The organism is Flavobacteriales bacterium, from assembly GCA_016699575.1.
In the GTDB taxonomy this organism is placed as follows: Bacteria; Bacteroidota; Bacteroidia; order Flavobacteriales_F; family PHOS-HE28; genus PHOS-HE28.
Genome location: CP064979.1, coordinates 1,013,877 through 1,034,768, shown reverse-complemented (window position 1 = coordinate 1,034,768; position 20,892 = coordinate 1,013,877). Strand labels below are relative to the sequence as shown.

General features: G+C 61.7%; 13 protein-coding genes. 4 read left to right on the top strand and 9 right to left on the bottom strand.

Translation table 11 applies throughout. The features are described 5' to 3' along the window. Positions 1-201: 201 nt before the first annotated feature. The gene (locus IPJ76_04275; protein QQR87449.1) at positions 202-8,208 is read left to right on the top strand and encodes a T9SS type A sorting domain-containing protein; all 8,007 of its coding nucleotides are present in this window, start codon (positions 202-204) and stop codon (positions 8,206-8,208) included. 65 nt (positions 8,209-8,273) lie between these two features. On the opposite strand, the gene IPJ76_04270 is transcribed toward IPJ76_04275, so the two are convergent. From IPJ76_04270 to IPJ76_04240, 7 genes are all read right to left on the bottom strand, one after another. Continuing rightward, positions 8,274-9,500: a hypothetical protein gene (locus tag IPJ76_04270; GenBank protein ID QQR87448.1), complete on the bottom strand. Its 1,227-nt coding sequence runs from the start codon at positions 9,498-9,500 to the stop codon at positions 8,274-8,276. 62 nt (positions 9,501-9,562) lie between these two features. Next, positions 9,563-9,958: a hypothetical protein gene (locus IPJ76_04265; protein ID QQR87447.1), complete on the bottom strand. Its 396-nt coding sequence runs from the start codon at positions 9,956-9,958 to the stop codon at positions 9,563-9,565. 62 nt (positions 9,959-10,020) lie between these two features. Further along, entirely contained in the window at positions 10,021-10,677 is a 657-nt protein-coding gene (locus tag IPJ76_04260) for a methyltransferase (protein ID QQR87446.1), read from the bottom strand. Positions 10,678-10,682: 5 nt separating this feature from the next. Then, on the bottom strand, positions 10,683-12,185 hold the full coding sequence (locus tag IPJ76_04255; protein ID QQR87445.1) for a B12-binding domain-containing radical SAM protein: 1,503 nt from the start codon (positions 12,183-12,185) through the stop codon (positions 10,683-10,685). After that, positions 12,182-13,612, bottom strand: a complete 1,431-nt coding sequence (locus IPJ76_04250) for a hypothetical protein (protein ID QQR87444.1) — start codon at positions 13,610-13,612, stop codon at positions 12,182-12,184. Before IPJ76_04250 ends, IPJ76_04255 begins: the two co-directional genes overlap by 4 nt. Further along, on the bottom strand, positions 13,585-14,451 hold the full coding sequence (locus IPJ76_04245; GenBank protein QQR87443.1) for a methyltransferase domain-containing protein: 867 nt from the start codon (positions 14,449-14,451) through the stop codon (positions 13,585-13,587). The genes IPJ76_04250 and IPJ76_04245 overlap by 28 nt, the downstream gene beginning before the upstream one ends. Continuing rightward, the gene (locus IPJ76_04240; protein ID QQR87442.1) at positions 14,432-15,265 is read right to left on the bottom strand and encodes a hypothetical protein; all 834 of its coding nucleotides are present in this window, start codon (positions 15,263-15,265) and stop codon (positions 14,432-14,434) included. The genes IPJ76_04245 and IPJ76_04240 overlap by 20 nt, the downstream gene beginning before the upstream one ends. 847 nt (positions 15,266-16,112) lie before the next feature. Here IPJ76_04240 and IPJ76_04235 point away from each other — a divergent pair. The 3 genes from IPJ76_04235 to IPJ76_04225 all read left to right on the top strand — a co-directional run bounded on the left by IPJ76_04235 (position 16,113) and on the right by IPJ76_04225 (position 19,852). After that, positions 16,113-18,455, top strand: a complete 2,343-nt coding sequence (locus IPJ76_04235) for a TonB-dependent receptor (GenBank protein QQR87441.1) — start codon at positions 16,113-16,115, stop codon at positions 18,453-18,455. A gap of 80 nt (positions 18,456-18,535) precedes the next feature. Then, the gene (locus IPJ76_04230) at positions 18,536-19,132 is read left to right on the top strand and encodes a type 1 periplasmic binding fold superfamily protein (GenBank protein ID QQR87440.1); all 597 of its coding nucleotides are present in this window, start codon (positions 18,536-18,538) and stop codon (positions 19,130-19,132) included. A 210-nt stretch (positions 19,133-19,342) separates the two neighbouring features. After that, positions 19,343-19,852 carry a L,D-transpeptidase family protein gene (locus IPJ76_04225; GenBank protein ID QQR87439.1) on the top strand — a complete coding sequence of 170 codons (510 nt, stop codon included), beginning with the start codon at positions 19,343-19,345 and terminating at the stop codon, positions 19,850-19,852. A gap of 1 nt (position 19,853) precedes the next feature. On the opposite strand, the gene IPJ76_04220 is transcribed toward IPJ76_04225, so the two are convergent. Next, on the bottom strand, positions 19,854-20,243 hold the full coding sequence (locus tag IPJ76_04220; protein QQR88391.1) for a DNA-binding protein: 390 nt from the start codon (positions 20,241-20,243) through the stop codon (positions 19,854-19,856). Between the two features lie 26 nt (positions 20,244-20,269). After that, positions 20,270-20,773, bottom strand: a complete 504-nt coding sequence (gene purE, locus IPJ76_04215) for a 5-(carboxyamino)imidazole ribonucleotide mutase (protein QQR87438.1) — start codon at positions 20,771-20,773, stop codon at positions 20,270-20,272. Between the last annotated feature and the right edge of the window lie 119 nt (positions 20,774-20,892).

Sequence of the window (20,892 nt, the reverse complement as noted above, 5' to 3'; positions counted from 1 at the left end):
GCGGCATTCGGCGCTCAGGCGTAGACCTGCGTCGTGGTGGCCCGCACGTGCTTGTTGCGGGCCTGTGAAACCCGGCCCGGGGTTGCGCGGTACAAGGGCGCGCTGAAGAAGCGGCGCCCACGGGGACCAGTTGCTCAATGGTCCCGCGGAATGCTCACCGCGGCAAGTCTTCCTCGGCTGTAGTCCAACCAACATCTGCCGATGGAACGAAGGATCGTTGCTCTCTTGGCTTTCCTGTGCGCTGCCATGATGCTGCGCGCGCAAAGCGTCTCTGTTACCAATAGCGTTCAGGCTTATGCCACGGTGCAGGCGAACCCTGCCCGCATCACGCTCAACTGGAGCAGCCAGCCCAGTACCACCGGTTTCACCGTCCATCGCAAGGCGCGCACGGCAACCACATGGGGCAATGCGCTGGCCACCTTGGCGGGTACGGCCACCAATTACCAGGACAATGCGGTTGCCGTAGGCACCGTGTACGAGTACCGCGTAACGCGAACGGCCAGTGCGGGCACCGGCTATGGATACGTGGTGGCGGGCATCGAAGCTCCGGTGTTGGACTACATGGGCATCATCGTGCTGTTGGTGGACAATCAATTGGCCGCCTCCCTGAACCTCGAATTGCAGCAGCTTCAGACCGACCTCAAAGCGGATGGCTGGAAAATCGTACGCCATGACGTTAGCAGGACGGCAAGCGTGGGCAGCGTTCGCCAGCTCGTGATCAACACCTACAACGCCGATCCCACGAACGTGAAAGCGGTGTACGCCATCGGTCATGTGCCGGTGCCGTACAGCGGCAACATCAACCCCGATGGGCATGCGGAACACCAAGGCGCTTGGCCCTGCGACGGCTACTACGGCGAACTGAACGGTTCATGGACGGATGCATCGGTGAACAACGGTGGCGCGCAACGCGTGGCCAACCGCAACACGCCCGGCGACGGCAAATTCGACCAGAGCGACTTCCCCAGCGCGATCGAACTGGCCGTGGGCCGCGTGGACATGTACGATATGCCGGCGTTCAGCGCGGGCGAGGTGCAGTTGATGAAGAACTATCTGGACCGTGCGCACAACTTCAAGGTGAAGGGCTGGACCCCGACCACCCGTGGTCTGGTGTTCGATAACCTGCAGTGGGTGGCCAACCCGCTTGCGGGCAGCGGTTACAAAGGCATTGCACCTTGCGTGGGGCCCACCAACATCACCGATTGCTATCCGTACGGGCTGCCTTACACAACGTACATCAATAACCAGAGCTACCTCTGGACATACAGCAGCGGTGGTGGATTGCAAGCCACCGACAATGGTGTGCTCACCTACAACGGTGCGAACAACATCGCCACCACCCAGGATTTTGCAGGTGGTACGGTGAGCGGCGGCGTGTTCAACATGTCGTTCGGCAGCTACTTCGGCGACTGGGACAACCGCAACAACTTCCTGCGATCGTACATCGCTGCGGGGCAGGGCCTTTCGAGCGTTTGGGCGGGTGCGCCCAACTGGTGGTTCCATCCCATGGGCCTTGGCGAGCACATCGGTACGAGTGTGCTGCAGAGCATGAACAATGGTGCCATCTACAGCCCGCAGAACGGCGGCTGGCAGGGCAACAACTTCAGCCGGGTGCATATGGGCCTCATGGGCGACCCTACGTTGCGCATGATGATGACCGCGCCACCGACCGGTCTGTCGGTGACCAACAGTGGTGGCAATGCGGCGTTCTCGTGGAGCCCTGCTGCCGGTGCCGCTGGTTACTACCTCTACAAGTTCGATGCGAACGGGGTGCCGCAGAGGATCGTGGCGACCATGATCGCGGGCAACAGCTACAACTCACCCTTGGTGCCTTTCGTGGCTGGCGGGGAATACATGGTGCGCGCCGTGAAGCTCGAAACGACCACCAGTGGATCGTACTGGAACCTCTCGCTGGGGTCGATCGCTGTAGCGTCGGGTGGTCCACCGCCTACCGATTGTTTGGGCGTGGTCGGCGGGCCGGCACTGCCGGGCACAGCCTGCAACGATGGCAATGCGAACACTGGCAACGATACATGGAGCGCGAACTGCACTTGCATTGGCCAGCCGATCGACTGCATGGGTGTGGTCGGGGGACCTGCGGTACCTGGTGCCACCTGCGACGATGGACTTTGGTACACCGGACTGGATACGTACAATGCTAACTGTGTTTGCGCGGGCATTCTGTATGACTGTACTGGTGTGCCCGGCGGGACCCAACTGGCAGGGACACCGTGCAACGACAACAATGCCAACACCATCAACGATACATGGAACGCGAACTGCGTGTGCACAGGAACGCCCGCAACTGACAGCGACGGTGACGGTGTGCCGAATGCAAGTGACAACTGCCCCAATACGCCTGGCCAGATCGGGAGCGCGTGCAACGACAACAATGCGTGCACCATCAATGATGTCCTGAACGCGAGCTGCGTGTGCGCGGGCACACCGGCTGCGGATACGGATGGTGATGGTGTTTGCAACGCCTTGGACAATTGCCCTACCGTCGTTGGTCAGATCGGAAGCGCTTGCAACGACAACAACGCCTGCACCACGAATGATGTCCTGAACGCGCAGTGCCAGTGCGTGGGAACGCCGGTGGCAGACACCGACGGCGACGGTCTGTGCAACGCCATCGACAACTGCCCGAACGTGACGGGTCAGATCGGAAGCGCATGCAACGACAACAACGCGTGCACGACGAACGACGTGCTGAATGCCCAGTGCCAGTGCGTGGGAACGCCGGTGGCAGACACCGACGGCGACGGCTTGTGCAACGCCATTGACAACTGCCCGAACGTGACGGGTCAGATCGGAAGCGCATGCAACGACAACAACGCCTGCACAACGAATGATGTCCTGAACGCGCAGTGCCAGTGCGTGGGAACGCCGGTGGCAGACACCGACGGCGACGGCTTGTGCAACGCCATTGACAACTGCCCGAACGTGACGGGCCATATCGGAAGCGCATGCAACGACAACAACGCCTGCACCACCAACGACGTGCTGAATGCCCAGTGCCAATGCGTCGGCACGCCGGTGGCAGACACCGACGGCGACGGTCTGTGCAACGCCATCGACAACTGTCCGAACGTGACGGGTCAGATCGGAAGCGCATGCAACGACAACAACGCCTGCACCACGAATGATGTCCTGAACGCGCAGTGCCAATGCGTCGGCACGCCGGTGGCAGACACCGACGGCGACGGTCTGTGCAACGCCATCGACAACTGCCCGAACGTGACGGGTCAGATCGGAAGTGCCTGCAACGACAACAACGCCTGCACCACCAACGACGTGCTGAATGCCCAGTGCCAATGCGTCGGCACGCCGGTGGCAGACACCGACGGCGACGGTCTGTGCAACGCCATCGACAACTGCCCGAACGTGACGGGCCAGATCGGAAGTGCTTGCAACGACAACAACGCGTGCACGACGAACGACGTGCTGAACGCCCAGTGCCAATGCGTCGGCACGCCGGTGGCGGACACCGACGGTGATGGCCTGTGCAACGCCATCGACAATTGCCCGAATACTCCAGGTCAGATAGGAGATTCGTGCAATGATGGCAACGCGAACACGGTCAACGATGTGATCCTTGCCAATTGCACCTGTGCTGGCACGCCGATCAACTTCGACTGCGCCGGTGTGGCGAACGGCACCGCTGCCTTCGACCAGTGCGGCGTATGCGCCGGTGGCACCACGGGCATCACGCCGAACTCGACTTGTCTGGACTGCTTGGGTGTGCCGAACGGCAGCGCCCAACCCGGCTCTGCATGTGATGACAGCAATGCCAACACGCAGAACGATACCTGGAGCGCCAACTGCACCTGCGCTGGCACGCCGATCAACTTCGATTGCGCTGGTGTGGCGAACGGCACGGCAGCAATTGACCAATGCGGCGTTTGCGCCGGTGGCACCACGGGCATCACGCCGAACTCGACCTGCTTGGACTGCTTGGGAGTTCCGAACGGCGCCGCTCAACCTGGTTCTGGATGTGATGACAACAATGCCAACACGCAGAACGATACCTGGAGCGCCAACTGCACCTGCGCTGGCTCGCCGATCAACTTCGACTGTGCTGGTGTAGCGAACGGCACGGCAGCCATCGACCAGTGCGGCGTTTGCGCCGGTGGCACCACGGGCATCACGCCGAACTCGACCTGTCTCGACTGTCTTGGTGTGCCGAACGGCAGCGCTCAACCCGGCTCTGCATGCGATGACAACAATGCCAACACGCAGAACGATACCTGGAGCGCCAACTGTACCTGCGCTGGCACGCCGATCAACTTCGACTGCGCTGGTGTGGCGAACGGCACGGCTGCCATCGACCAATGCGGTGTGTGTGCTGGTGGCACCACGGGCATCACGCCGAACTCGACCTGTCTCGACTGCTTGGGTGTACCGAACGGTAGTGCCCAGCCGGGCAGCGCCTGCAACGACAACAACGCGAACACCCAGAACGACACATGGAACGCGAACTGCACTTGCATCGGCTCGCCGATCAACTTCGACTGTGCTGGTGTAGCGAACGGCACGGCTGCCATCGACCAATGCGGTGTGTGTGCTGGTGGCACCACGGGCATCACGCCGAACTCGACTTGCACGGATTGTGCGGGCATTGTGAACGGTACTGCTGCCATTGATCAGTGCGGTGTTTGCGCTGGTGGCACCACGGGCATCACGCCGAACTCGACCTGTCTCGACTGCTTGGGTGTGCCGAACGGTAGTGCTCAGCCAGGTTCGGCTTGCGACGACAACAACGCCAACACTCAGAACGATACCTGGAACGCCAACTGCACCTGCGCTGGCACGCCGATCAACTTCGACTGTGCTGGTGTAGCGAACGGCACGGCAGCCATTGACCAGTGCGGCGTGTGCGCCGGTGGCACCACGGGTGTTATTCCGAATTCGACTTGCACAGACTGTTCGGGAATAGTGAACGGCACTGCCGCCATCGATCAGTGCGGTGTGTGCGCCGGTGGCACCACGGGAATTGCTCCGAACTCGACCTGTCTCGACTGCTTGGGTGTGCCGAACGGCAGCGCTCTGCCTGGCAGCGCCTGCAACGACAACAACGCCAACACGCAGAACGACACGTGGAACGCGAACTGCACTTGCACTGGCACGCCGATCAACTTCGATTGCGCGGGCGTTGTGAACGGTACGGCAGCTATCGACCAGTGCGGTGTGTGCGCCGGTGGCACCACGGGCATCACGCCGAACTCGACCTGTCTCGACTGTCTTGGTGTACCGAACGGTAGCGCTCAACCGGGTTCAGCCTGCGATGACAACAACGCGAACACCCAGAACGATACCTGGAATGCGAACTGCACCTGCACTGGTACGCCGATCAACTTCGACTGCGCTGGTGTGGCGAACGGCACGGCTGCCATCGACCAATGCGGTGTGTGTGCTGGTGGCACCACGGGCATCACGCCGAACTCGACCTGTCTCGACTGCTTGGGTGTACCGAACGGCAGCGCTCTGCCTGGCAGCGCCTGCAACGACAACAACGCGAACACCCAGAACGACACATGGAACGCGAACTGCACTTGCATCGGCTCGCCGATCAACTTCGACTGTGCTGGTGTGGCGAACGGCACGGCAGCCATCGACCAATGCGGTGTGTGTGCTGGTGGCACCACGGGCATCACGCCGAACTCGACCTGTCTCGACTGCTTGGGTGTACCGAACGGCAGCGCTCTGCCTGGCAGCGCCTGCAACGACAACAACGCGAACACCCAGAACGACACCTGGAACGCCAACTGCACCTGCGCTGGCACGCCGATCAACTTCGACTGCGCCGGTGTGGCGAACGGCACGGCAGCCATCGACCAGTGCGGCGTTTGCGCCGGTGGCACCACGGGCATCGTTCCTAACTCGACCTGCTTGGATTGCTTGGGTGTACCGAACGGCAGCGCTCAACCCGGCTCTGCATGTGATGACAACAACGCCAACACTCAGAACGATACCTGGAACGCCAACTGCACCTGCGCTGGCACGCCGATCAACTTCGACTGCGCTGGTGTAGCGAACGGTACGGCTGCCATCGACCAGTGCGGCGTGTGCGCTGGTGGCACAACGGGTATCACGCCGAACTCGACCTGTCTCGACTGCTTGGGTGTACCGAACGGCAGCGCTCTGCCTGGCAGCGCCTGCAACGACAACAACGCCAACACGCAGAACGACACGTGGAACGCGAACTGCACTTGCGCTGGCACGCCGATCAACTTCGACTGCGCTGGTGTAGCGAACGGTACGGCTGCCATCGACCAGTGCGGTGTATGTGCTGGTGGCACCACGGGCATCGTTCCGAACTCGACCTGTCTCGACTGCCTTGGCGTTCCGAACGGTAGTGCTCAGCCAGGTTCGGCTTGCGACGACAACAACGCCAACACTCAGAACGATACCTGGAACGCCAACTGCACCTGCGCTGGCACGCCGATCAACTTCGACTGCGCTGGTGTAGCGAACGGTACGGCTGCCATCGACCAGTGCGGTGTATGTGCTGGTGGCACCACGGGCATCGTTCCGAACTCGACCTGCTTGGATTGCTTGGGTGTACCGAACGGCAGCGCCCAACCCGGCTCTGCATGTGATGACAACAATGCCAACACGCAGAACGATACCTGGAACGCCAACTGCACCTGCGCTGGCACGCCGATCAACTTCGACTGCGCTGGTGTGGCGAACGGCACGGCAGCAATTGACCAATGCGGCTTGTGCGCTGGTGGCACAACGGGCATCGTACCCAACTCGACTTGTCTGGACTGCTTGGGTGTGCCGAACGGTAGTGCTCAGCCAGGTTCGGCTTGCGACGACAACAACGCCAACACTCAGAACGATACCTGGAGTGCCAACTGCACTTGCGCTGGCACGCCGATCAACTTCGACTGCGCTGGTGTGGCGAACGGCACGGCAGCAATTGACCAATGCGGTGTGTGCGCTGGTGGCACCACGGGCATCGTTCCTAACTCGACCTGCTTGGATTGCTTGGGTGTACCGAACGGCAGCGCTCAACCCGGCTCTGCATGTGATGACAACAACGCCAACACGCAGAACGATACCTGGAGTGCCAACTGCACTTGCGCTGGCACGCCGATCAACTTCGACTGCGCTGGTGTGGCGAACGGCACGGCAGCAATTGACCAATGCGGCTTGTGCGCTGGTGGCACAACGGGCATCGTACCCAACTCGACTTGTCTGGACTGCTTGGGTGTGCCGAACGGTAGCGCTCAACCTGGTTCAGCATGTGACGATAACAATGCGAACACGGCCAATGACACTTGGGACAATAACTGCCAGTGCATCGGCCAACAGCTTGATTGCCTTGGCATACCGAACGGCACGAACTGGCCAGGTACCTCCTGCGACGACGGGAACCCCAATACGGTGAACGATACCTGGAGCAACTCGTGTGCTTGTCTTGGCGTGCTGCAGATCACCGATTGCCTGGGCCAGGTGAACGGTCCCGCAATGCCCGGTACTGCTTGTGATGACGGTAACGCGGCCACCGGCAATGACATCTGGGGCACGGATTGCATCTGCGCGGGTCTGCTCATCGATTGTATGGGCGTACCAGGTGGCAGCAACATGCCCGGGTCGCTCTGCAACGACAACAACCCGAACACGAGCAACGATAGCTGGACGATCAACTGCCAGTGCGTGGGCTTCAATAACCTTGTCGATTGCTCAGGTGTGGTAGGAGGTGGGGCCTTCTTCGATGATTGCGGTATCTGCGCTGGTGGCAACACCGGTATCGTTCCGAACCCTGATAGCGACGGTGACGGTCTGCTCGATTGCGCGGACAACTGCCCAACGGCCTTGAACCCTGACCAGGAAGACTTCGACGAGGATGGCGCGGGTGATGGCTGCGACAACTGCCCATGGGTGAGCAATCCCTTGCAGGAAGACCTCAATGGTAACGGCATCGGTGATGCTTGCGAGACCGTTGGTGTCGGGATCGACGAGAACGAGAGCGCAAGGATCGCGGCGTACCCGAACCCGGTGCGGGACCAGCTCACGATCACGGGTGATCTTCAGGACATCGCTGCCATCGAACTCTACACACTGCTCGGGCAGCGCGTATGGACATCAGGTCCGGCACGCACCATCGACACGGACGGCTGGGCCACCGGCATTTACTACCTCATTGCGCTGAACGCGGACGGCAGACCGCTGGCGCAGATCAGGCTCGTGAAGCAATAGAACGAGCTCTGGTTGGACGGAGAGGCCCCGGCGAGCACCGGGGTCTTTCTATTTCCGCAGGATGCTCACAGCGCGGTCAGCCTGCCCACGAAGCTGCGCGCGCCGTCGCGCTCATGCAGGAGCAGATAGCCGCCGCTCGGCAACTGGCCGCGGTCGATGACCGTTGAAGTGCCTGACGCAGGTGTGCTAAGAACAAGTCGGCCCACCATGTCGAGCACTTCGAAACGATCGCCGGCAACAACCTGCGCACCGGTTACGATGAACGACGCCTCGAAAGCGTTGGGCGCAATGGTGAAGTGTTCGAACGCTTCTTCGGGCATGCCCACATTGTTGTCGGAGATCGTGTAGATGTCCAACAGTGCGCCGATGTACAGGTTGCTCGGGGAAACGAAGAACTCCTGCATGGAGATCAGGTCGGTGGCACCAATGCCGTTGGCCACGCTCGCCCAGGTAAGCCCGGAATTGAGGCTGACGAGCATATCGGAAGTGGAGCCACCACCGCCGGCCACCACAGTTGCATAGACCTTCCCATCGAACACCGCGATATCACCGCCGGTCGGTGAAGCGGGATCGCCTGTAGCGTCGGTCCAGGATCCATTGTTGTTGCTGCTGTACTTGTAGCCGAAGGTGGTCAGCGCGATGAGATTGCCGCCGTTGCTCGCGATCGCGTAACATGAATAGTTCATCGTGGAGCTGATCTGCCAGTTAAGCCCTCCGTCGTTGCTGATGTACAGGCCGACGTTGCTCGAAGCGTACAGGAAGCCATTGCTGTGGAGGCAGATGTTGTACACGCGTGCATTGCTTCCCATGCCGCTGTGGCCGATCGTCCACGTCGTTCCGCCGTTCGTGGTGCGCCAGATCCCGCCGCCACTTGCGATGTCACCATTGAAGATCGCCATGGTGACACCGGCGTTCACGAACCACTTATTGGCGAACACCGTGTTCGAAGCTGTGAGCGTGCCATTGGCCGCTGACCACGATGCCCCGTTGTCGTCGCTGCGGTACACACCGCTCTGCGTTCCAGCGAACAGCGAAGTGCCGTTGTTGAACACGCTTTCCACGAAGTAGCTCTGGCCCGATTGCGGCAATCCGTTGTTCACCGGCGCCCAAACGGTCCCTCCGTTCGTGCTCTTCTTGATGCCGGTAGGGTAGGTCACCGCGTAGTGGCCCGTTACGTCCTGCGTCATACTGCGGATGGACGTGATCTGGCCACCGCCGGTGAACGAAGCCCATTGGGCGGTGGCGAGAAGCGGGAGGGCAACGGCAATGGGAAAAGCGTAACGGAGGTTCATGTACGGTGCTTTGATGTGCTGTTCGACCGCGAAACTACCGGCAGCGGACACGACGAAGGAGGTCAGCTCTGCGAGTTGCGAACAGCCGCATCGGTACGGCCCGGGCGCAAGCGCTCCTTCACCTTCCGGTAGGCCCCGCAACGTCCATCGAGCAGGGCGGCCAACGTGCGGCCCAGGTCGAAGCCCACCGTGTTCTGCTTCGGTGTGTCCTGGATGAGGGAGCGGATCGCGCCGGGGTTGTGCACGATGGCGTCCTCCATGCAGCGTTTCACGCGCGCATCGATCACTGCGTCACTCTGTTTCAGGTCGATGGCGGAGAAGCAACCACACAACTCGTTGGTCAGCGCTTCAACGGTGGTGGGCTTCGAAACCTGCGCTTCAGTGTTCTGGCCGTACGCACCGGTGCATGCCGTGAATGCGGCAAGAGCGAGCAAGGCTATGACCAACAGCTGCTTCACGGTCCGAAAGGTAGCGGAGTGCCCGATAGCGGACCGATAGTGTGACGGTCGGTTGCAACCGGTCACCGGTGGACGGCGAAGATGACCTGGGCCTCACCCCAGCGTTTCTTCCGCCTGACTTCCGTGAAGTGGAGCCCACTTTGCTTGGCTATGGCGGCAACGGGAGCAAGGTCAACGTCAGCGCTCACCACCATCATCACCCGGGTCCCGCGATCGATCCTTGGTGCCAATACCGGGAACAAGCGGCGGAAGTACTGATGGTCAGCCCCGGCGAGGAAGGCCCGTTCGGCATCTGTGGCAGGATCGCGCCGGTAATAGGGTGGGTTGATGGCAATGAGGTCGAAGTGGCCGGGCAGCTGGTCGAAGAGATCGCTCTGCACGGCATCCACAGCGAGATTGTTGCGCGCGGCGTTGATCCGTACGTTCTCAACGGCCTTGGGGTTGATGTCGCTGGCCGTGACCACCGCACCGGCACGTGCCGCAGTGAGCGCAACCCGACCAGTGCCTGCACCCAGTTCCAGGAAGCGCTGGCCGTTCAGGTCCAATGTGGTGATGTGCTCCGCCAACAGCGCAGTGCTGTGGAAGAACCCCGGGTGAAAGACACCGGGAAGAACCACCAGATCGAGGCCGTTCGCGCGGTAGTGGCGTGGTGCAGCATTGTGCACGGAATACCACTTCCGGAGAAGAGGGTGCAGCAAACGGACAAGCAACTTGCGCATGACGTTCACATCCCTTCCACCTCCGGCTGGCGGTACTTCCAGAACTTCTGCATCGCCTTCAGCTCGTAGGGCCAACGATGGATGCCGGTGCGGTAGCGCAAGGTGCTCACGGCGCGCATGGCGCTCCGTTGGAAACCGCTCAGCTTGATGTCGCTCACGGTGGGGTAATACCCGTTCAGCACGGTCTCGAAGTCGCGGATGCGGTCCACCGCGCGCGCAGTGAGCCACGGTGTGAGCGGGTTCTTGCGCAGGTCGAACTTTTCCCACGCGGGATCGAGCCAATCTTCCAAATGCCCGGGGAACTTGAAGCCTGCTGCCTTCACACGTTCGAAGAGCTCGCTGCCTTCCGTTGGCACCGGGCTGTACACGTAGATGATGATCTCCGTGTCCGGGTTGGTGTCCTTCACCTGCTTGATGAAAGCAATGTCGCGGTCGATCTGCGCGAGGACATCGGCCTCGCTATTGGCCGGGAAGCCGAGCACGAAGCTGTACTCCGGTATGATGTTGAACTTCCGCATGCGCGCCGCGAACCGCAGGATCTGCGCACCGGTCTGCGTGCCGCCCTTGTCCATGCGCTTCAGTTGTTCATCGTCGCCGCTCTCCGCGCCGAAGAAGATCATGCGGCAACCGGCGTCGCGCATCACCGCCAGACTGTCGTCCGTGTACTTGTCGATGGTATCGATCCGGCCTTCGCCCCACCAGCGCATGTTGTGCGGAGCGATGAGCTTGCTGAACTCCACCGTGCGTTTCTCGCTCACGAAGAAGTTGTTGTCGTGGAACTCGATGGCGTCCGCGCCCCACTGGTCTTTGATGCGGACGATGTCTGCATGGATGCGTTGCGCGCTCATTCCTTTCCACCGAGCGTTGTAGATGGGCACGACCGCACAGAAGCCGCAGGTGAACGGGCAGCCGAAGCTGCTGTGGTAGGCGATGGTGCGCAGGCCGAGGAAGGTCTTGCCCAGGTAGTTGCCCAGCGGGTAGGACTTGTCCAGCGCTTCGTACGGCAGGGCTGGAAGCGCATCCAGGTCGGGTATGGGTGCACGCGCATTGCGGACAATGGCGCCATCGCGGATGTGGATCAGGTTCTTGATCCCATCGAGCGAAGTGCCTTGCTCGATCGCCGCAAGCAGCTCAGGCAGCGCTTGGTCGGCCATGCCATCGAACACATAGTCCACGAAGCCGCTCGTGAGGGCCACCTTGTGCTGGTTCGCGGCGAAGTAGCCGCCCCACACCGTGACAACATCGGGGAATTGCTCGCGTACCTGCTTGGTGAACGGGATGGCTTGGCGTAGCTGCGGGCCGGGCATCACCGTGCTGCCGAAGAACCGGAAGCGACCGGAGGAAAGGTGCCTTGCGATCGCGCCCCATGGATCGCGTTCCCGGTTCCCGTCCACGAACGCCACTTCACGCTCGTGCATCACGCTGGCACCTACCTGCAGGATGGAGTTCGGGATGCGGAACTTGTGTTCGGCACTGCGCGGGTTGAAGAGGAGGATGCCTTTGCTCATGGTCGGCGGACAAGAAGAACGGTGAGTCGTTCTGAAGGCACCAGCGTTCGGGTCAGGTCGCCGATCTGCTGCACATCAGCACCGAGCCGTTGGACCAAGGTATCCGTGTGCCAGTGACGGGCAGTGCACCAGACGAAGTTGTCCCATGGCAGTTGTTCGACCGCAGCGAGCGCTGCACTGTCGCTCTGTAGATACGGTGCCAGACTTCCATCGCAGAAGCTGCCCGTACTGCCGTCGAGCGCGCGGAGCACGGGCTTCTGAAGGTAGCCGGACACTGAAGGTGATGCCGTGTACGCATCCAGGACCACAGGAAGATCTTCGGCCCCGGCCTGCGTAACCACCGACGGAAGTCGGCATGCTTCGCTCAGGGGTGTCGCTGCTACGGTCATGTCCATGGCAAGCACACCTCCCACCATCTGGGCCGCCAGCAGGCCTGAGGTCAAGTTCTTGGCGCGCCGTTCCACGGGTGCCCATCCCCATTGGAGGATGATCCAGCCGATCCAAAGAGGGCCGTAGTGCCGCACTTCATAGGCGCCGCCCATTATGGGAAGAGCAAGGCAACCCACGAACGCCGACCAGAAGAAGACGCGCGCGCTGACTTCACGCGGTGTGCACCACCACAGCAGCGCTATGAGGGCCAGCCCCAGCAGCGCGCTTACCAAGCGACTGTTGTCATGGATCACGTTGTGGTTCCAGACGGGATCGTTGGCGAGGTTCGGCCACGGAAGCAGGCCTTGTGTTGTTGAAGTGGCGATCCGCGCAAGCGCATTGGGCAGTTGCAGCTCGTCCACAACGGAAAGCCGCGGTGCATGCGATGCGGGCCAGGCCCACAACACAGCTGCTCCGCATGCTATCACGATGAACAGTGCCGGACCGATCATGCGTTCGCGCTTCCCGGAGCACACTTCACCAAGCAGCATGGCAACGGCAAGCGCAGTTCCCCAGAGGTGGCTCAACGCCGCGAAGACCAAGGCCATGGCCCATTTCCAACCTGGGCCATGGTTCTTCCTGGCGTCCACTGCCACCAACAAGCCCAGCACCACCAGACCGTAGTTGCGCGCCATCACACTGTACTCGAAGAGGAAGAAGTAACCGAAGAGGATGCTGGCGCGCCACCATAGCGGAAAAGGTGCTCGCCAAAGCACAACGGCTGCCGTGCTCAGCGCGATCATCAGGTGCACGACTTGCATGCTGAACGGAGCGCTCGTGAACCGCGTGATGAAGTAGAGAAGCACGTACCAGACCGGTGGGTGGAACTCGTGGCGCGTATTGTGGTAGAGGTCCACCAGCGAACCACTGTCCCTGGCCACGCACCACGGTTGCAGTTCATCGAGCCACATGCCGTGCACGCAGGTCGACCAAGTGATGATGACCGCGTACAACAAGAAGACCAGCGCGATCAGGCGCCGTTCCGCACTGCGGTCCATATCCCGTATTGGTATTGGGGTTTACGCGCCAGTGGGCGGCTGAGCCAGTTCTTCAAGCGGAGCTGGGGATAGGACCGCAGTTCGATCCCGTGTCGCTCCATCAGGTGTGCGTCATCCTCATCCACGAAGCCCTTCACTGGTTTGAAGAAATAGGGCAAGTGATAACGTTCAGCGAAGTGGCGCGCCTCCTGCGCCAGTTGCTTGCGGATCGTTCGCGGGTCGTGGTAAACGTTCACCCCGGTGAAGAGCAGCACCCCGCCGGGCGCGACAAGTGCTTGCAGTTGCTGGATGCTCCGGGCCAGGTCAACGAAGTAGCCGGCGCAGCGTTGCGCCACCACCAGGTCGAAGGGTCCCTCGAAAAGATGCAGCCTCTCTTGATCGGCCTGCACCGCGAGGAATTTGTGCGGGTAGTGCCGCACCGCCCCAAGCCCGTCATGCGCGTCGATGAAGACATCCGTCGCCGTGACGTGGTGGCCCATCGCGGAGAGGCGGTGGCTCAACCAGCCGTTCCATGCGCCGACATCCAGAATGCGCAGACCACCGGATGGGGCGCGGTCGGACAACAAGCGCTTGATCAGATCGAGATCGTACATGCGCAATTTCCACAACGCCGGATCGTGTTCCACACCGGCTTCCGGAAGCCGGGGGAACAGTGCGGGCTCGAGGATACGTTCATCGCGCACCGCGCGATGGTCTTGAAAGGCATCCAGGAACGGATCGAGCGTGCGCGACAGTTCGGCGTTCACACAACGGCGCACACCATCCACCAGCGGCCAAGCATGACCGTTCGGACAGGTCCATTCCGCGGAAAGCAGGGCCTCACATTCCGGGCACAGCATGCATGCGTCGTATTGCACCGGTGATGCTGGCCAGCATGAGCCATTGGCCAGCGGCAGCGGCCAACAGCCCGCCGGTGGGGCCAAGCGATGGAAGGAGTAGCGCGGTGAGCACGCAGGAGGTTGCTGCCGCGGCGAAGTTGGACCACATCACGGTGCGTTGGCGACCGTGCTTGTACAAGGTGTTGATGTACGGTACGTATGCGAACACCGGCCACACCATCAGCGCCGCTGCGGCCATTGTGTGCCAGGCCAGCCGGAAACCGAACCCGAAACAAAAGAGCACCCAGGCCATGGCGCAAAGCGGGATCAAACCCAGAGCAGCCCACATCCGCGCACGACGTGCGTACCGCGCCACGCTCTCCACGTTCAGCTTCAACAGGTCGCGTGAAAGGGGCAGAACCACAAGCGCGGCGAGGGCCTGGCACTGCACGAAAAGGGACGCAATGATCTGGTAGCGCCCGACTTCCACGGGCGGCAGCAGTGCGTTGGCCGTATAGAGGTCGATGCGTGAAGCGAGCAGGCCGCTGAAGCCGATGAGGAAGAACGGGAAAGCGTCCATGAAGTGTGATCGGATGGAAACACCGAACACATCAATGGATGGTTCATGTCGTGGTAGGTTGTATGACCACACACGGAGAATGCCCAATTTGACGGCTGCACCGAGCGTGAAGGTGACAAGCACCGTGCTGGTGTTCAATGGGCCGAGGAGAACGAGCGCTGCGCATTGGACGAGCAACCCCATGGCATCCATAAGCAGCATGAGGCCGAACCGCTTCTGCCAGATGAAGAGGGCCTCGAAAGAACTGGCAAGCATTGCGCCACCGGCCCAAAGTGCCGCGAATGGCCACGGTCCGTTGCCCAAAAGACCGATTAACAGAAGTATGGGGAGGAAAACCGCCGCTCGTGTGATCATGCTTTGTGCGACAAGCGTTCGGGGTTGCACCTCCGTCGAGGCGAACAACCGGAGCAGATGATCCCGGCTTCCCCATGCCGCAACATGAATGAACAACTGGAGCGGTATGATGATGCGCAACGCATCACCCCATGCCGCTTGCGAGCCGCTCTGGTGAATCACCAACCAGGGCACCACAAGTCCGCCGATCGGACCGAGCGCATAGCGGGACGCATTCAGGCCGAAACGTTGCCAGCGTGAGCGCGCGAGGGAAGGCATGGCCGAAGAGCCGTGTTGTGGGCGGTGAGCCGACAGCGGCGTACGGGCGTGAAGATGCTTACGTTTGTTCCCATGTCAGGCACCCGTCTCCGTCGAGTACTTGCGATGCTCCTGCTGGGAGTGTTGTCGGTGGCGGTGATCCCGCGCGACTGGTTGCATGCGTGCGTGGTTGAGCATGATCATCACGATGCCCCCGAAGGTGCTGATGTGCTTGATGCCCCATGCCCTGTTTGCGATGCTCTGCCGCCCGTCGGTGAGGAACAAGCATCACTTTGCTTGACCGTTCGTCGTGCAGTTCTTGGCGAAGCGATCCTGTCTTCGCCTCTTGTGCCGTTGGTGCCACCGCTCGAAGCTCCCGGCGCGCGCGGCCCTCCAGTTTGTTGAACCGGACTGCCTAAGGCAGATGCTCCATTGAGCGCGCACGTCCATTGCGGTGGGCGTCGTGCTTCGTTCAACAAACCCGCCCTTGGCCGAATGCCTCGGGCATTCCATGAAGTTCATCCTCTCCGTTTCCTTTTCCTTCCTCTGGTTGGGCGTCCAAGCCCAATGCGACCTTGTGCTTTCCGGCCGCGTGGTGGACGAGCACGACCGCACACCGCTCGACTTCGCTTCGGTGGAGCTTGTGGGGACAGGTCGCGGTGTGCAGGCCGGAGCCGATGGGTACTTCCGCATGGAAGGGCTCTGCCCCGGGACCTACTCATTACGTGTGGGCCACGTTGGGTGCGATCCCGTGGAGCGGCGCGTAGACCTGAAGGGTGACCAGGTGTTGGAGATAAAGCTCGAACACCATGCACACGAGCTGCACGAAACCGAGGTAAAGCGCAAGCGGCCCGATGAGCATGTGGGGCAGGCCGGTCGCACCGTTGATCGCGCCGACATGGAGCGGGCTTCGGGGAAATCGCTCGGTGAGGTGCTGGCCGCCGTGCCAGGCGTTTCGGTGCTGAACAGCGGTCCCAACATCAGCAAGCCCATGGTGCACGGGCTCACCGGTAATCGCGTGCTGTTGTTGAACCAGGGCGTGCGGCAGGAAGATCAACAATGGGGAGCGGAACATGCCCCTAACCTCGATCCGCTCAGCAGCGATCGCATCACCGTGGTGAAGGGTGCGGCGAGTGTGCAGTACGGCAGCGATGCGATCGGCGGCGTCATTGTCACCGAACCGGTGGCGCTGCCACGAAGCGGTGGTGCCAGTGGCGAAGTACGCGGGTTGGGGCTGTACAACGGGCGTGGCGGCGGTGCGAACGCCATGGTGCAAGGGGGCTTGGGAAGCGTGCGTGGCTTCGGATGGCGGGTGCAAGGCAGCGGGCGATACCTCGGCGACAGCGATGCTGGGCGCTATGTGCTCAGCAACACCGGGCTTCGCGAGGCAGGAGGCTCGGCGGCGCTCGGCTACCGCGACCATCGCTTCAACGCGGGGGTGTACTACAGTTGGTTCGGTCGAGAACTGGGCATCCTGCGCGCCGCGCACATCGGGAACCTCACCGATCTGCAGAACGCGTTGGATCGTGGCGAACCATGGTTCATCGGTGAACGCTCATACGACATCAACGCGCCACGGCAGGTGGCACAACACAATTTGCTGAAGGCCGAGGCCGGGTACGCCATCACCGAACACGACCGGCTCGTGGTCACCTATGCATACCAAGCGGATGATCGGCAGGAGTACGACATCCGCCGTGCTGGTCGCGATGCCAAGCCTGCGTTGGACCTCTACCTCACCACCCACGCGGCGGATGCAGTGCTCAAACACTGGCTGGGCAAGCACATGCACGGCCGCATCGGCGTGAACGGCCTCTTGCAAGAGAACGACAACATCCCCGGTACTGGTGTCCGTCCGCTCATCCCGGACTACACCCGTACCACCGGCGGCGTGTTCGTGGTGGAGCATTTGCCGATCGGTGAACGCCTGGAACTGGAGGCTGGAGCGCGTTTGGAAGCCACCCGGCTCGATGTGGTGAAGTACACAACGGACAATATGCTCGTCCGGCCTGGCCATCGCTTCACCAACACGGCCTTCAGTGCCGGGGCTGCGTGGACGGCCAAGGACAGTGCGCAAGTGCGGTTCAACATCAGCAGCGCCTTCCGCCCGCCGCATGTGAGCGAACTGTACAGCGAAGGCTTGCACCACGGTGCCGCCGCCATCGAGGAAGGCCATGCAGAGCTGGCCAGTGAACGCGCATGGAAGGCGGTGCTCGACCTGTCAGAGCGCTTCTTCGGCCGCAGGCTTCGAATTGACGTTACCCTCCACGCATCGCACATCACGGACTTCATTTACCTGCGACCGAACGGAACGCGGCTCACGGTGCGCGGGGCGTTCCCCGTTTTCCAATACACCGCTACCGATGCCTTGCTGTGCGGCGCCGACCTGAACAGCGAACTGCGCTTGCACCGGAATTGGCGTTGGCGTGTCGCAGCGAGCACGGTGCGCGGTCGCGACCTCGTGCGCGATGAGTGGTTGTTCCAGATGCCGAGCGACCGCGTGGGCAGCGGACTGGTCTTCAAGCGTTCGGGGCCGGACCAGCGATCGCGCATTTCGGTGGAAGTCGGCACCGACATCGTCTTCCGACAGGAGCGCATCCCCGAAGGCCTCGACTTCGCCGAACCGCCACCAGCCTACCAACTACTGAACTGCACCATCACCGCCGAACGACCGCTGGGACGCAACAGTCTGCGTTTCGGCTTGCGCGGCAGCAACCTCCTCAACGCGGCCTACCGCGACTACACGGACCGTTTCCGCTACTACGCCGATGCACGCGGAACGGACATCGTGCTCTGGATCACCTACGCGTTCGGTGGCGGCCCCAACGACCACGAACCGCAAGGGGCGCCGTGAGTCCCATCGGTCTCGGCAACGCACAACGGAAAACGAACTGCACAACACAACTCGATCAACACGAACTCAACCCCAAAACCATGAAAACCGAATTCGTATTCCATCCCAAGAAATGGGGCGCGGCCGTACTGGCGCTCCTCATCCTGGCACTGCCAGCCTGCAAAGACGATGATGAGGATCCCCCGGCGCCTCCCATCGTGAACGAAGAAGAGCTCATCACCACCGTTCGACTGACCATGGTTCCCGCTTTGGGCGGCGACACGGCCGTGTTCGATTGGTTTGACCTGGACGGGGACGGGGGCAATGCCCCCATCATAACCGGCGACACCCTGTTGACCGGTACCGTGTACAACGCCACGGTGCTGCTCCTGAACGAGACCGGGAACCCGGCGGACACCATCAGCAACGAGGTGGCCGATGAAGCCGAGGCGCACCAGTTCTTTTTCACCACCACGGGCAGCGGGCTCTCATGGACCGCATATGGCGATGTGGATGCGAACGGTAACCCGATCGGCCTCGCCAGCACGTGGACAACCGCTGGTGCAGGGTCCGGATCGCTCTCGGTGGTGCTTCGTCATGAACCGGACAAGACGGCCAGTGGCGTGAGCAATGGTGACATCACCAACGCGGGCGGCGACACGGACATTGAGGTGTCGATCCCGTTCTTGGTACAGTAGGAGCGGAGCCCGGCCGCTGATCAGCGGCCGGGCTCGCTACCGCGTTACGAAAGGATCGACCTGCATTCAGCGTTCATCATTCCCCCCACGATGAAGAGTGCCGCACCGTGTTTGTTCCTTTTGTTCCCATTGTTCGCCGCATGCCAGGATGCTCCCTCTGTGGTCCCAGCGGTTGCTGAAGATCCTCACGTTGCTGCGCCACCTGTTGTTGTGCGCATCCGTCCGCTCGGCGTGCTCGTTGATTCGCTGCGCATCAATGCCGCAACGGTCCGCTTCCATGTGGACAAGAGCGAGCGGCGCTTCGAAGTGCACGCCAAGCTGCCGAGCGGGCGGGATACGCTGTTGAAGACGTACCCGTGCGTGCTCGGCGAGAAACCGGTCGGCGACAAGTTCCATCAAGGTGATCGCAAGACCCCCGAAGGAACGTTCAGCTTCCGCAGCAAGCGCGTGCACAACGATTGGCACAAGTTCATCTGGGTGGATTACCCGAACGCGGAGAGCTGGAAGCGCTACAAGGCACGCCATCAACAGGGCCTCATCCCCGCAGGCAAGGACATCGGTGGCGAGATCGGTATCCACGGTGTGCCGGAAGGCTACGATCACTGGATCGATGCCGGCCAGGACTGGACATGGGGCTGCATTGCACTGAAGAACGCCGATGTGGACGAGATATACCCTTACATAACGGCCGGCAAGACCAAGATGGACGTGGTGCCGTGAACTAGCGTACTTCCGGGCTCAGTTCGTCGTAGCCCGTGGCGGGGTCTTTCGTGCGGGGCATGCGAACACCATCCACCTCCTGAACGGCGAGCTCGAGCGTTGTGCGCACAAGGCAGCCGTCAAGCATGTGGCCGCCCAGCATTCGGCCATCGCGATCGGCCACGCTCAAGTGCAGGTGCATGCCATGAATGCTCAACGTGCCGCTTAGGGAAAGCACCTCCAGGTCGGTGCTGGTCACCACACCATCAGCGCGGCCGGCGTAGCGCAGGTGCGCGGTGGACAAACTGCCGACGGCGCTTGTGATGATAGCAGCCTGAAGACCCACGCGTTCGATCCAGTCACGAAGAGTGCCGCGGACCTCCTCGCCCGGCTCAAGCCGCAGCACATGGATGCGCCCTGCAGCGCCCGCCGCCTGTTTCACTTGTCGAAACCGTTCGGGAACTGCTGCCTCAAGGCGCTAATGCCCTCGCCCACCTTTTCTGCGAGCCCCTTCTTGTAGGCATCGAGCTTGGCGCCCAAGGTGGCGTCGCTTGCCCCGAGGATCTGCGCTGCGAGGATGCCCGCGTTCTGCGCACCGTTCACGGCCACCGTGGCCACGGGCACGCCACCGGGCATCTGCACGATGCTCAGCAGGCTGTCCCATCCGTCAATGCTGTTGCGGCTTTTGATGGGTACACCGATCACCGGCAAGGACGTCATGCTGGCCACCATACCCGGCAGATGCGCTGCGCCGCCAGCACCTGCAATGATGGCTTTGATCCCGCGTTCACGCGCCGTCTTCGCATACTGCACCATGCGGTCAGGGGTGCGGTGTGCGCTCACCACAGTGAGTTCGAACGCCACTCCGAGTTCCTTCAATACGTCCGCAGCGTCCCGCATGACCTCCAGGTCGCTGCGGCTGCCCATGATGATGCCGATCATTGGATGTGTGCCGGCCCGGGTCCCGGTTCCCAAGAGGATGCCGGCGGGTCGATGCACAAAGGAACACGTCACGGGTGAATGCGGCGCACCGCGTTACTTCTTGGGCCCCCGCTCGTCAA